This window comes from Polaribacter sp. WD7 (assembly GCF_003335085.1).
Classification (GTDB): domain Bacteria; phylum Bacteroidota; class Bacteroidia; order Flavobacteriales; family Flavobacteriaceae; genus Polaribacter.
On record NZ_QPEJ01000018.1, the window covers coordinates 298,362 to 312,409 of the forward strand.

At 30.5% G+C, this 14,048-nt stretch carries 9 protein-coding genes; 6 read left to right on the plus strand and 3 right to left on the minus strand.

Features of this window, described 5'->3' with window-relative positions:
* Positions 1 to 55 precede the first annotated feature (55 nt).
* The 3 genes from DUT90_RS10595 to DUT90_RS10605 are packed head-to-tail and all read left to right on the plus strand — an operon-like array spanning position 56 to position 5,600.
* Positions 56 to 2,392, plus strand: a complete 2,337-nt coding sequence (locus DUT90_RS10595) for a two-component regulator propeller domain-containing protein (RefSeq protein WP_114427160.1) — start codon at positions 56 to 58, stop codon at positions 2,390 to 2,392.
* Positions 2,392 to 3,114, plus strand: a complete 723-nt coding sequence (gene recO / locus DUT90_RS10600) for a DNA repair protein RecO (protein WP_114427161.1) — start codon at positions 2,392 to 2,394, stop codon at positions 3,112 to 3,114. The genes DUT90_RS10595 and recO overlap by 1 nt, the downstream gene beginning before the upstream one ends.
* Positions 3,114 to 5,600: a TonB-dependent siderophore receptor gene (locus DUT90_RS10605; protein WP_114427162.1), complete on the plus strand. Its 2,487-nt coding sequence runs from the start codon at positions 3,114 to 3,116 to the stop codon at positions 5,598 to 5,600. The genes recO and DUT90_RS10605 overlap by 1 nt, the downstream gene beginning before the upstream one ends.
* Before the next feature lie 18 nt (positions 5,601 to 5,618).
* On the opposite strand, the gene DUT90_RS10610 is transcribed toward DUT90_RS10605, so the two are convergent.
* The 3 genes from DUT90_RS10610 to DUT90_RS10620 are packed head-to-tail and all read right to left on the minus strand — an operon-like array spanning position 5,619 to position 8,034.
* Positions 5,619 to 5,963 carry an SdpI family protein gene (locus DUT90_RS10610; protein ID WP_114427163.1) on the minus strand — a complete coding sequence of 115 codons (345 nt, stop codon included), beginning with the start codon at positions 5,961 to 5,963 and terminating at the stop codon, positions 5,619 to 5,621.
* Positions 5,964 to 5,981: 18 nt separating this feature from the next.
* Positions 5,982 to 6,848 (minus strand): acyl-CoA thioesterase II, encoded by an 867-nt coding sequence (locus DUT90_RS10615; RefSeq protein WP_114427164.1) that lies wholly within the window; start codon positions 6,846 to 6,848, stop codon positions 5,982 to 5,984.
* On the minus strand, positions 6,838 to 8,034 hold the full coding sequence (locus DUT90_RS10620) for a peptidogalycan biosysnthesis protein (RefSeq protein WP_114427165.1): 1,197 nt from the start codon (positions 8,032 to 8,034) through the stop codon (positions 6,838 to 6,840). The genes DUT90_RS10615 and DUT90_RS10620 overlap by 11 nt, the downstream gene beginning before the upstream one ends.
* 208 nt (positions 8,035 to 8,242) lie before the next feature.
* On the opposite strand from DUT90_RS10620, the gene DUT90_RS10625 reads away from it, so the two are divergent.
* From DUT90_RS10625 to DUT90_RS10635, 3 genes are all read left to right on the plus strand, one after another.
* On the plus strand, positions 8,243 to 9,358 hold the full coding sequence (locus tag DUT90_RS10625) for an efflux RND transporter periplasmic adaptor subunit (RefSeq protein ID WP_114427166.1): 1,116 nt from the start codon (positions 8,243 to 8,245) through the stop codon (positions 9,356 to 9,358).
* A gap of 1 nt (position 9,359) precedes the next feature.
* Positions 9,360 to 12,557 carry an efflux RND transporter permease subunit gene (locus DUT90_RS10630; protein ID WP_114427167.1) on the plus strand — a complete coding sequence of 1,066 codons (3,198 nt, stop codon included), beginning with the start codon at positions 9,360 to 9,362 and terminating at the stop codon, positions 12,555 to 12,557.
* A 136-nt stretch (positions 12,558 to 12,693) separates the two neighbouring features.
* Positions 12,694 to 14,001: a TolC family protein gene (locus tag DUT90_RS10635; protein WP_258848546.1), complete on the plus strand. Its 1,308-nt coding sequence runs from the start codon at positions 12,694 to 12,696 to the stop codon at positions 13,999 to 14,001.
* Positions 14,002 to 14,048 lie beyond the last annotated feature (47 nt).

The window sequence follows — 14,048 nt, forward strand, 5'->3', positions numbered from 1 at the left end:
CTTTTATCGTTATTGTAACAATAAATAAATATCTTTGAAATATCAAAATAAAAAAATGAAAAGACTTTTTTGGGTATATAGTTTGTTCTTAACGCTTTTGATGAATGCTCAAACTGATTTTAGCGATTCTTGGGAAGATTTTTTTTCTTACAATAATGTAAAAGATTTTCAAAAAGTAGATGATATTATATACGCACTAGTAGATAATGCTGTTTTTACATACAATACATCTACAGAAGAATTAGAAAAGTTATCTTCTGTGCAAGGATTATCAGGACAAAATACAACAACAATTCATTATAGCAATAGTACAGAAAGATTAATTATTGGTTATGAAAACGGACTCATAGAGGTAGTAGATGAAGACGGAAGTATTACCATATCTTCTGACATTGTCAATTTTACCGAATCTGGAGATAAAAGTATTAATGCTATTGAAGAGTTTAACAATGAGTTATTTTTGGCTACTCCTTTTGGTATTGTGGTGTATGATATAGAAAGACTAGAATTTGGAGACACGTATTTTATTGGAAACAATTCTACATCTGTTACAGTTAACGAAATAGAAGTTTTAAACGGAGTTATATATGCTGCAACAGTTGACGGTATTTTTACTGCTGATGCAGACGATAATTTACTCATAGATTTTAACAGTTGGAAACAAAGTTTTCAAGGAAGAAATTTTCAAGAAGTAACACAATTTGATAATCAAATTTATGTAACACAAGGTTCAATTTTATATAGTTTAGAAAACGATGCTTTAACACAAATTAGAAACTTTAATCAAAACATTATTTCTATAAAAGCATCAGATTCTCATTTGTCAGTTTCATTAAATACTATAGCTGTAGTATTCAATACAGATTTAAATGAAAGTTTTCAGTTTGGAACTAATGAAGTTTTCAACTTCACAATAAACAACGCTTTTTATATAGATAATACTATTTTTTTGGCAACTTCAGAATTTGGTATTTTAAGTACTTCTTCAAATCAATCTTCAGATTATGTAGAGATTCATCCTGAAGGACCATTGTCAAACCAAGCATTTTCTATTGCAGTTCTCAATAATAATGTATGGGTTGTTTATGGAGGGTATAATTTATCATCATATGTGCCAAACGGAACACGATTAGGCTTTAGTTATTTTGATGGACAAAATTGGAACAATACAAACTTTTCCGCTGAGGCACCTGTTAAAGATTTGGTAGATATTGCAATAGATCAGAATTCAGAAAATAGAGCCTTTATAGGCTCTTTTGCTCAGACAGCAGACGGTAATATATTTTCTGGTGGTGGTCTTTTAGAAATTGAAAACAACCAAATTGTCAATTTTTTTCACTCTAGAAATAGTCCGTTAGAAGATTTATTTCCTTCAGATAATAATAGCATAACAACAAGAATTAGCGGTGTTGCTTTTGATAATGATAGCAATTTATGGGTTGCAGATGCCTTAGCTTCTTCAAAATTAAAAAAAAGAACACCTACAGGTAGTTGGTCTAGTTTTGATTTGGGTAGTTTACAAACAAATGACGCAGAAGAAACCAACACAATGTTTGTAGATAGATCTGCAACAGTTTGGTTAGGTACTAGAAGAAATGGGGTATATATTTTTAATGAAAATGGTAATAGACAAAGGGCATTTATAAGCTCCCCGAATTCTGGTAATTTACCAAGTGTAAATGTAAGGTCTATTGCAGTTGATGATAGTAATAGGGTTTGGATAGGAACCCTATCTGGTCTTGTAGTATACAATAACGCTTCTGGTGTTTTTAATGACCCGAACCCTAATGCAAACCCCATTGTAATTAACGCCAATGAAGATGGTTTTGGAGACAGATTATTAGGAGATCAAACCATAAATTCTATAGTTGTTGATGGTGCAGAAAATAAATGGTTTGGAACAGACAATGGTGGTGTAATCTACACAAATCCAAGCGGACAAAGAACTTTAGCTAATTTTAGTCCTCAAAATTCACCTTTACCCTCATCAAGAATCGTTAAAATTGCTGCAGATGATAGTACCGGAAAAGTATATTTTGCCACAGATAGAGGTATAGTTGTTTTTAATAGTGGAGTAGCACCATTTGGTGAAGTGTTAGGTGAGGTTTACGCATACCCTAACCCTGCATTAAAAAACCATGAAAGGGTTACAATTACAGGACGAAATAACACCAATTTACCCAACGGAACTAACGTTAAAATTTTAGATGTTGCAGGAAACTTGGTACATGAAACTAATGTTATAGAGGGGCAAGAACTACAAGGTGGTAAAGTGGTATGGAATAAGACAAACCTTGCGGGTAGAAAAGTAGCTTCTGGTGTTTACATTGTTTTGTTATCTAATGAAGATGCATCAGAAACCTCAGTTACTAAAATTGCTATTGTAAATTAATGGCGGTTGTTGCCACAAAAGCTATTGTACTAAACACTATAAAATATAGTGATTCTAGTCTAATTGTTAAATGCTATACCTTACAAAGTGGCCTTACATCATATTTGCTTAGAGGTGTCTTAAAATCTAAAAAAGGAGGATTAAAAGCAGCCTATTTTCAACCACTTACTCAGTTAAGTATAATTGCAAGTCATTCAGAAAAAAAGACACTACACCATATAAAAGAAGTACACGTTTCTAACCCTTACAAAACTATTTATAAAGATATTGTAAAACAATCTATTGTCCTTTTTTTAGCAGAGGTACTGTCTTACGCCATTCAAGAAGAAGAGCCTAATACAAACTTATTTAGTTATATAGAAACTGCATTTACTTGGTTAGACGTTCATGACAATGTTGCTAATTTTCATCTACTTTTTTTATTTAACCTTACACAGTTTCTAGGTTTTTATCCTAACGTATCAGAAAAAGATAAATTAGGGTTCAATTTATTAGAAGGAAATTTTACAAATAGTACATCACAAAAAAATACCATTTATAAAAACCAATTTTATCAATTTAAAAAGCTTTTAGGCATAAATTTTGATGCAATAGAAAACGTGTCTTTTAGCAAACAAGAAAGACAAACAGTTTTAAAAATAATAATTCGATATTTTGAGTTACATTTGGACGGTTTTAGAACACCAAAATCGTTACAAATTTTAGAAGCAGTTTTTAGTTGATGAGGTATTTAGTTTTTGGATTTTTCTTTTTATTTTACGGTATAAACTTTGCACAAAACGTACAAATCTTAGATAAGAGCACAGGCAAATTTGTTAAAGATGTTACTGTTTTTAACGATAATTACACTATAAATGTAACATCTAACAAGCAAGGCTTTGTAAATATTTCTCAATTTAAAGAAAATGAGACTGTTGTTTTTTCTCATTTATCGTATGCCATTAAACGTGTTAAAAAATCTGTATTAAGAAAAAAAAACTTTGTAGTATATCTTACCAAACAATCTGAAGAATTAGATGAAATTGTACTATCTGTTTTTAAAAAAGAAGAAAAAACAAAGAGAATTGCAGAACAGATAGCAGTACTTTCTACAAAAGATATTCAAAAAGTTTCTCCGCAAACATCTGCAGATTTATTGGCAACAGTACCCGGAATTAAAGTACAAAAATCTCAATTTGGTGGTGGAAGCCCAGTAATAAGGGGTATGGAGTCTAATAGAGTGTTGTTAGTTGTAGATGGTGTTAGGATGAATAATGCTATATACAGAAAAGGACATCTACAAAACGCCATAACTATATCACCCAATTTATTAGACAAGGTAGAGGTTGTTTTTGGACCTTCATCTGTAATATATGGCTCTGACGCTTTAGGAGGTGTAATTCATTATTACACCAAAACTCCTAAATTATCTGCAGAAAAAGAGATAAAGAGTCATTTTTTCTCTAGATTTTCTTCAGCAAATCAAGAAGTAACTACAAACGTTTCTGCAGAATTAAGTTTTAAAAAATGGGCTTCTTTTACAAGCATTTCTTATAGCGATTTTGGAGATTTAAGAGCGGGTAGAAGTAGAAATCATGGTTTCCAAGATTGGGGTAAAGTATTTTTTTATTCAGAAAATAGTAACGGTAACTTTAATCCAAATCCTGCTGAAAACCCAGACCCTAGTTTGTTAAGAAATACTGGTTTCAATCAAACAGATGTTTTGCAAAAATTTTACATTCCTTTATCTAAAAAAACAGATTTAAAAATAAACTTACAGTATTCTACCTCATCAGATATTCCTAGATTTGATAGATTAACTGAGCTTACAGATCTTACAGATCCATCTTCTTTAAAATTTGCTGAATGGAATTACGGGCCTCAAAATAGATTTTTAGCCTCAACACAATTGCTGATACATCCTAATAGAAATTGGATAGAAAACGGAGCAATTACATTAGCTTATCAAAACGTACAAGAAAGTAGAATTCAAAGAAGATTTGGAAGTCTAAATAGATCTTATAGAGAAGAGGAAGTAGATATTTTTAATTTAAATGGCGATTTTTTTGTGCCGCTAACGCAAGACAAAAAAAGAAATTTATCGTATGGTTTTGAGTTTTCATACAATGATGTAACCTCTAATTCCTTTGGCAGAAGTTTAAATATTCAAGATGGAGAAATAGATGGTTTTTCAGATAGTTTTCCGGTACAATCTCGTTATCCAGATGGTGGTAGCAATTATACAAGTTATGCTGCTTACGCAGGATATAGACAAGATTTAGGTAGTAAATCCACCCTAAATTCTGGTATTCGTTTTACAAGGACGCATTTGGAAGCAACTTGGATAGACGAAACTTTTATTCAACTACCCAACCCAAATTTAGTTGCTAACAACTCTGCAATTACTGCTACTTTAGGATATGTACATAGACCTAATAGAAATTGGCAATTCAATAGTGTTTTATCATCAGGGTTTCGTTCGCCAAATATAGATGATGTAGGCAGAGTTAGAGAAAAATCTGGTAACGTTACCATTCCAAATATCAATGTACAACCAGAATTTGCATACAATGCAGAGGTAGGCATTCAAAAGTATTTTAACAACAGAAAGTTTAGAGTTGCAGGTAATTTTTATTATACATTATTAGACAATTATATACAAAGAGAATTTGTTTTAAATGACGATGGAAGCAGACAACAAGTTGAATTTGATGGAGAATTTGGAAATGCTGTAACCAATCAAAACAGAGGAACTGCCTATATTTTTGGATATACATTAAACTATTTAGGTAAACTATCTGATACATGGAATACTTCTGGTTTTGTAACCTATACAAAAGGAAGAACCTATGATACAGATGAGCCTTTGTCTTCTATACCTCCTTTGTTTGGTCAATTTCAAGTAAATTATAAAAAAGATAAACTAGAATTAGGTGCAGATTTTAGATTTAATAGTAAAAAAGATATAGAAGATTTTAACATTCCAGAGGGCATAGATAATCATGATTTAACACCCGTTGTAAATCCAAATGCAACCAATGAGACAGACATCTTTTTTGGGTCTCCAAGTTGGATGACTTTAGGATTTAATGGTAGTTATGTAGTAAGCAATAATTTTACAGTACAGGCAAGATTAGATAATATTTTTGATGAACATTATATAGAGTTTGCCTCTGGTGTTGCTGCTCCTGGTAGAAATTTATCTATTTCTTTTATGGCAAATTTTTAGTAAATAGTTTAGCAATAACTATTTCTTTTTGCCTTCTTCGGTAAAACTATCTTTTAGTGCTTTTTCAGTTTTTATAATACAAACTACTATGGTTAAAAAAACCAATGCCATAGGTTGCCAAGAAATAACCACAGTTGCAAATTTTGCAAAGACTAATGCTCCAAGAAAGGAAATACCTGCATATATGAGTAAGTTTTTAGCAAAAATTGCATTTGCAAAATCCCATATTTTTTGATGTAACATGGTTTTATGTGTTCTGTAACCGTACCAATTGTTAATTTTTTTTGGCGGGAATTTCCAATATATAATACTTAGTAAAAACAATAAACCGTTTGTGGTTAAAACATATGTTGTAGCATTCATCTTAAATCAATAATTATTTTATTTTTTCTTTGGTCTTAACAATCCTTCTTGTGCAAAAGATGCCACCAACTTTCCATTTCTTGTAAAAATATTACCCTTTGCTAAACCCCTTGCACCAAAAGCATTTGGAGATTCTGCTGAGAATAACATCCAATCATCAAAATTAAAATCTCTAAAAAACCACATAGAATGATCTAAACTTGCAGTTTGCGTATTTCCGAAATTAAATTTACTTGCGTTTGGATTAAAAGCAGCATTTAATATATTATAATCAGAAATATAAGTAAGAATTTCTTGTTTTGTTCTATAATCAAGAGTTTGTTTTTTACCTTTTAAACGAAACCAAACTTGCTCGTTAGGAGGCAAATCTTCTGGATCTAAAGGATTTGGAATTCTAACAGGTTTAAATTCAATTGGTCTTTCAATACTTAAAAACGCTTTGGTAGATTTTGGTAAAAAATCACCAAACTTTTGTAGCATATCATCCCAACTCATTAATTCTTCGGGTTGTTTTTTAACTTCAGGAAAATTAATTTGATGTTCAAAACCTTCTTCTTTTTTATGAAAAGAAGCTGCTAAAATAAAAATAGTTGTACCGTTTTGACTTGCCGTTACTCTTCTTGTAGAAAAACTACCTCCATTTCTTACTTCTGCAACAAGGTACTGAATAGGAATAGTTAAATCACCTGCTTCTAAAAAATATGAATGTAAAGAATGTAAATAACGATTTTTTGAAATGGTTTTATAGGCAGCATGAACTGCTTGTGCCAATACTTGACCTCCAAAAACATGAGGACTTCCAATAGATACACTATTTCCGCTAAAATTATGGTCTCCTAACTCTTTTAGGTGCAACAATGCTATAAGTTCTTCGCTATTTTTCATTGACAAATTCTACTTTTTTAAATGGAAATTTTTGCTGAAAAGGTGTAGGTTCTACGCGTTGCAAAAATACTTTTAAAATCTTATTTGTGATTGTTTTTTTATGACGAAGATACATGGTTAAATCTTGAGGAACAGCACCAACAGAACTTTTAATTTCACTTGCTGTTCTTCCAAAATTTAATGTTTTCATCTTTTTGTTAATGGCAATAGCAATATAGTCATACAACATTCTTTGGTAAATAGCATATTGTTTATTTAATTCATAATCTATACCTACAAAATGAGCATCTAAAGAATTGTTGTTGTTAATAATACCAGATAAAAAACCAACAATATTATCTCCTAACCAATAACTTCTTAAAATATAATTTTCTCCTAATTTATTTTTAAAATCAGTATAAGTTTTTAAATTAAAGTGCCCAAGATTAAAGTCTGCATTATCGGCTACTTTTTGGTACAACTCTGTCATTTTTGGTAACTGTTCTGTAATATTTTTAAGGGTTACTTCTTCAATTTTTATGGCAGCACTTTGCTTAAAAGCTTTCCTTGCTTTTACGCGAAATTTAGTTTTCATTGCCGTTAAATAATCATCAAAAGTAGACCAATCTTCTTGAAGAGATAAAACCATGTTAGGTTCTACTAAAAAAGGATGATATTGATATTCTTTAAGTTCATTGGTAATAAAAAGTGATTCGTTTACAAAGTCTTTTAACAAATAAGCATCTGCTTTTAATTTTTTATCAGAATTAGAAAAATGTGTTATGGCTTCGGCTAATTTTTTAATTACTTGCTTTTTGTCTTGTCCTTTTTTTATAAAAACTCCGTGTTCTCCGCTTACAAAGGTGTTGCCACAAATTAATAATTTCAAAGGTTTTTTAGAAGGCAGCAAACGTAATTTTTGCCCTAAATGTTCAATCTTTTTAATTAGAGATTGCAATTCGTTTTTTATTCCTTTAATATAAAAATCTACAATCTGAAGAGACGCAAATGCAATAGCGTGTTTTTGACGATCAAGTAAAACCAAGTAAGAAAAAGTAATTTCTGGATGATTTTTTTCTATAGCGATTAAAAAATCTTTATGAAAATAAAGATTGCTTTTACAATGTAAAGACTCCCAAATATGCTCAGGAACACTAGTTACAGAATTAAAAAAAAGGGCATTATTTGTGTTAGGACAGCAATACAAAACGCTATTTCAGTATCATTTTTATGAACTATAAAGATGCTAAAAAAAAGTGGTTTGGGTTGTATTATGTATTAAAAACTATAATTATAACTTTTCTTTAACAAAGAAAAATGCAAGCTAACGACAAACGTTTTGCTTTAAAACTATCTTTGCACAAGCATAGAATTCTCTTATGATTTTACTAAAAAGAATTGAAAATTAACCAACTATGAGAAAAATAATTTTAGCTGTTTTAGGACTTTTTTTAATTGCTGGTGCAATTTTATTAGGAAAACATTTTGTTCATAAAAATCAAAGACCAAAACCAACATTTAAAAAAACAATTAAATCTGTTTTTATAGAAGATGTAAAAAATACAGAAGTACCTATTGTTTTGACAGCTAGTGGTAATTTGGTTGCCAAACGTAAAATTGAGCTTTTTTCTGAAGTACAAGGAGTGTTAAATACATCTAATAAAGTCTTTAAACCAGGTACTACATATCAAAGAGGAGAAACCTTATTGAGTATTAATAGTGATGAGTTTTTGGCCAGCTTAAAATCACAAAAAAGTAATCTATATAACTTGGTAACTTCTATTTTACCAGATATTCGACTAGATTATAATTCAGAATTCAATAAATGGGAAGCCTTTTTAAAAGATTTTAATATTCATAAAAGTACACCTAGTCTTCCAAAATTTTCATCAGATAAAGAAAAATATTTTATTTCTGGACGAGGAATTTTAACCGCATACTACAACGTAAAAAACCTAGAGGTACGCTTATCTAAACATATTTTAAGAGCCCCTTTTACAGGTGTATTAACAGAAACTTTAGTTTCATCTGGTACCTTAGTTAGAGCTGGTCAAAAATTAGGTGAATTTATTGATACTAGTGTGTACGAATTAGAAGTTGCTGTAAATGCAGCATTTGCAGATTTATTGCAAGTAGGCAATAAAGTGGTTTTGAGTAATTTAAATAAATCTAAAAAATACGAGGGCAAAGTAGTGCGCATAAATGGCAAAATAGATCAAGTTTCTCAAACTATAAACGCCTATATTCAGGTAAGTAATTCAGATTTAAAAGAGGGTATGTTTTTAGAAGCTAGTTTGGTGGGTAAATCTGAAAAAGACGCTATAGAAATATCAAGAAAATTATTGGTAGATAACAAAATGGTATACACTGTAGAAAACGATAGTATTTTAAGGTTAAAAAGGATAAACCCTGTATATTTTGGAGCAGAAAAAGTAATTGTAAAAGGACTACAAAATAACGATAAAATTCTTTCTCAACCCTTACCTGGTGCTTTTGAGGGTATGATTGTAAAAATCAACAAAAAGAAATAAGATGAAAAAAATAATTAGTTATTTTATCAAATTTCCTGTTGCTGTAAATGTTGTTATTATTGCATTTGTTGTCTTTGGTGCATTAGGTGCTTTGAGTATGAAATCTTCCTTTTTCCCTTTGGTAGATTCTCAATTAATACAAATAAACTTAACCTATCCTGGAGCATCACCTGCAGAAATGGAAGAAGGTGTTGTTCTTAAAATAGAAGATAATTTAAAAGGAATTGTTGGTGTAGATAGAGTAACATCTGTATCTAGAGAAAATGCTGCAGTTGTTAGCATAGAAGTTGTAAAAGGAAAAAACATTGATGTAGTTTTAAGCGATGTAAAGAATGCTGTAGATAGAGTTCCTTCTTTTCCTACAGGTATGGAGCCTCCTGTAATTGCTAAAGTAGAAAGTATACGGCCTACGATTAGTTTTTCGCTTAGCGGACAAAATGTGTCTTTAAAATCATTAAAACAATACGCTAGAAATATAGAAAACGATATTCGTGCAATAGACGGTATTTCTCAGGTTGCCATTTCAGGATTTCCAGAAGAAGAAATAGAAATAGCAGTTCGCGAAAAAGATCTAAGAGCGTATAATTTATCGTTTACAGAGGTTTCTAATGCGGTTAGAAATGCTAATTTATTAATAACAGGAGGTAATATTAAAACCAATCAAGAAGATTATTTAATTAGAGCTAACAACAAATCATATTATGGAGTAGAACTTCAAAATATTATTGTAAGAACACAACCAAACGGAACCATTATACGTTTAAAAGATATTGCTAGAGTAAGCGACACGTGGTCAGAAAACCCAGACAGATTATTTTTTAACGGTAATTTAGCAATAGATATTACGGTTAGCAATACCAATAATGAAGATTTAATTTCATCTGCAGATAAAATTAAAGAATACATCTATGAGTATAACCAAAAGCAACAAAATGTTCAACTAGCCGTTACTAGTGATAGAAGTATTACCCTAAATGGCAGAACAGAATTACTTATAGAAAATGGTATTGTAGGTATACTTTTAGTGTTGTTTTTTTTAGCTCTATTTTTAAACTTACGTTTGGCAATTTGGGTAGCTTTTGGATTACCAATCGCATTTTTAGGAATGTTTATTTTTGCAGCACAATTTGATGTTACTATTAATGTACTTTCCCTTTTTGGGATGATTATTGTTATCGGTATTTTAGTGGATGATGGAATTGTAATTGGAGAAAATATTTATCATCATTATTACGATTTAGGAAAATCGAAAATTAAGGCAGCTATAGATGGTACTATGGAAGTTATTCCGCCGATTATCTCTGCAATTTTAACAACAATCATAGCATTTTCTACTTTTTTCTTTTTAGATGGTAGAATTGGTAGTTTTTTTGGAGAGGTTTCTACAATTGTGCTGTTAACATTAAGCGTTTCTTTAGTAGAGGCTCTAATTATTTTACCAGCACACATTGCACATTCTAAAGCCTTAGACAGAAAACGATTAGAAGAAGGAGAGGTAAACAAAACCAATAGTATAGATCGTTTTTTTAAGAAAATTAATAAAAAAGCAGACCAAGGGTTGTCTAAGTTTAGAGATGCCTATTATTTACCATTTTTAAAATTTTCTTTACAAAATAAGATTTTTATTTTTTCAGTTTTTATTGCGGTTTTAATCTTTAGTAAAATGGCTATAGATGCCAATATTGTAAGAACTTCTTTCTTTCCAAGAATAGCAAGTGATAGAATTCAGATTACGCTAAAAATGCCACAGGGAACTAACGAGAAAATTACAGATTCTATTATTTCTATGGTAGAAGAAAAAGTATGGTTGGTAAATGATGCCTTTACAGAAAAACAAACGGGTAACATACAAGTTGTAGAAAATGTAATTAAAAGAGTTGGTCCTGGAAGTGCAAATGCTACTTTAACCGTAAATCTTTTACCTGGTGAAGCAAGAGATTTTTCATCCCCAGAAATAACAAATTCCATTTCAGAAAAAGTAGGAAAAGTTTATGGTGTAGAAAGTTTGGTATTTGGTTCTGGCGGAAATTTTGGAGGAAGTCCTGTTGCTATTTCATTGTTGGGTAACAATATTAGAGAATTAAAAGCGGTAAAAGAAGAATTAAAAACGGCTTTAGAAAATAATCCTTTACTAAAAGATGTAACAGATAATGATCCGTCAGGAATTAAAGAAGTCCGTATAAAGTTAAAAGATAATGCGTATTTATTGGGCTTAAATTTACAGTCTGTAATGCAGCAAATTCGTTACGGTTTTTTTGGTCTTCAAGCGCAACGTTTTCAACGTGGTCAGGATGAAATAAAAGTTTGGGTACGCTATGATAAAAGAGATAGATCTTCTATTAAAGACCTAGATGATATGCGAATTATTGCAGCAAACGGAACACGAATTCCGCTTTCTGAAATTGCAAATTATACTATAGAAAGAGGAGACATTGCAATTAATCATTTAGACGGAAAAAGAGAAATACAAATTACGGCAGATTTAAAAGAACTAAAAGGGAGTGCTACAGCAATTTTAGCTGATTTACGAAATAATGTAATGCCAGAAATTTTATCTAAATACACTTCGGTTACTCCTATTTATGAAGGTCAAAATAGAGAACGTAAAAAAACAACAGATTCTGCTGCTGGTGTTGGATGGATAATTTTAGGACTCATCTATATTGTAATTGCCTTTACATTTAGATCTTATTCGCAGCCTATTCTACTTATTATTATGATTCCGTTTAGTATGATTGGTGTAGTTTGGGGGCATTTCATACACGATTTTTCTATTGGTATTTTATCCTTTTTGGGCATTATTGCCTTAATAGGGATTATGGTAAACGATGGTTTGGTATTAATTGGCAAATTCAATAATTATTTAACCGAAGGTATGAAGTACGATGTTGCTTTAATTGCAGCAGGAAAATCTCGTTTTAGAGCTATTTTTTTAACCTCATTAACCACTATTGCAGGTTTAGCCCCTTTAATTTTTGAAAAAAGTAGGCAAGCCCAATTTTTAATACCTATGGCAATTTCAATTGCTTATGGTATTGCTATAGCTACTTTATTAACGTTAATTGTTTTACCAATGTTACTATCTACTTCTAATTGGTTTAAGGTAAAAATAAAATGGCTAAAAACAGGTAATAAGATAACAAAAGAAGAGGTAGAAAGAGCTGTAATAGATGCTAAATACGATGAAAATGAGATATAAAAGCCGGAAAATATCCTGTCAATTTGAGTGGATTTTACAGACGAAAGGAGTAAAATTTGTACCGAGAACCAATAGATTTCTCGATACTATTTTTTATCATTCCTCAAAAAAATCACTCGGAGTCACAGTACTTATTTTGTTCTTTTCGCTAAATATTTCATCACAAGAAATTCTAACAAAAAAAGAGGCCTTAGCAATTGCTTTACAAAACAATTTTGGTATTAAAATTGCCAATAATAATCTAGAAGTTGCTAAAAACAATGCCAGCATATTAAATGGTGGTTTTTTACCAACTGCAGCTATAAATTCTGGAGCAGATTTTAGGAGAAATAATCAAAGTTTTACTTTTACGGATAGAAATACAGGTAACGATTCTGAAATTTCTGGAGAAGGAATAATTACAAGAAACTACAATGCCTCAGTTGGCGTAAATTATACTATTTTTGACGGTTTAGGTAGAAAATACAACTACAAACAATTAAAAGAAACTTATAATTTAACAGAACTACAGGCAAGGGAAACTATAGAAAATACCTATTTACAACTATTTACGATTTACTTTCAAATTGCCAGATTATCAGAAAACAAAACCAATTTACAAGAGGCACTTCGTATTTCTAAAAGACGATTAAAAAGAGCTAAATACCAATATGAATATGGACAATCCACAAAGTTAGAATTTTTAAATGCTCAAGTAGATCTTAATAATGACAGTATAGCCTACATTTCTGCCAAACAGCAATTGAGTAATGCAAAAAGAGGTTTAAATGTGGTTTTAGGTGTGGAAAAAGAAAGTAATTACACCGTAGAAACTCAGGTTACCTATAGTACATTGTTAAATTTAGAGGAGTTATCTCAAAAAACAATGACAAATAATTCTTTACTAAAACAGAACGAAACAAATATAGCTATAAGCGAGTTTAATTTAAAAGTAAACAAGGCCAATTACTTTCCTACGTTAAACTTTAATGCTTCTTACGGCTTCAACAGAACAGAAAATCAAAACTTAATCAACCCTTTTGGTGCTAAATTAATTACTTCTGATGGATTAAACGCAGGTGTAAATTTAGTCTGGAATATTTTTGATGGAGGAACACGGAAAACCCGAGTGGCAAATGCTAAAATAGTATTAGATAATCAGCAAATAGCTTTAGAACAGCAACAAATTACTATAAAAAACAACCTAAAGAATACTTGGGAAAATTATCAAAATCAACTGTTTATTTTAAAAGCTCAAGAAACCAATGTTTTGACCACGCAAAATAATTTTGATAGAACGCAAGAACGCTTTAAATTAGGGCAAATTTCTTCTGTAGAATTTCGTCAAGCTCAAATTAACTTAATCAACGCAAAAACAGCACTAAATAATGCAAAGTTTGATGCCAAATTGATAGAATTACAGTTACTACAATTAAGTGGGGATATTTTAAATATAGAATTTTAATCAAATTTATTTGGTATAATTTTACGTTACTTTTTTTTAAGAATATA

Coding starts and splice junctions, on each gene's coding strand:
- DUT90_RS10595 (WP_114427160.1), top strand. CDS start 56: ATGAAAAGACTTTTTTGGGTATATAGTTTGTTCTTAACGCTTTTGATG.
- recO (WP_114427161.1), top strand. CDS start 2,392: ATGGCGGTTGTTGCCACAAAAGCTATTGTACTAAACACTATAAAATAT.
- DUT90_RS10605 (WP_114427162.1), top strand. CDS start 3,114: ATGAGGTATTTAGTTTTTGGATTTTTCTTTTTATTTTACGGTATAAAC.
- DUT90_RS10610 (WP_114427163.1), bottom strand. CDS start 5,963: ATGAATGCTACAACATATGTTTTAACCACAAACGGTTTATTGTTTTTA.
- DUT90_RS10615 (WP_114427164.1), bottom strand. CDS start 6,848: ATGAAAAATAGCGAAGAACTTATAGCATTGTTGCACCTAAAAGAGTTA.
- DUT90_RS10625 (WP_114427166.1), top strand. CDS start 8,243: ATGAGAAAAATAATTTTAGCTGTTTTAGGACTTTTTTTAATTGCTGGT.
- DUT90_RS10630 (WP_114427167.1), top strand. CDS start 9,360: ATGAAAAAAATAATTAGTTATTTTATCAAATTTCCTGTTGCTGTAAAT.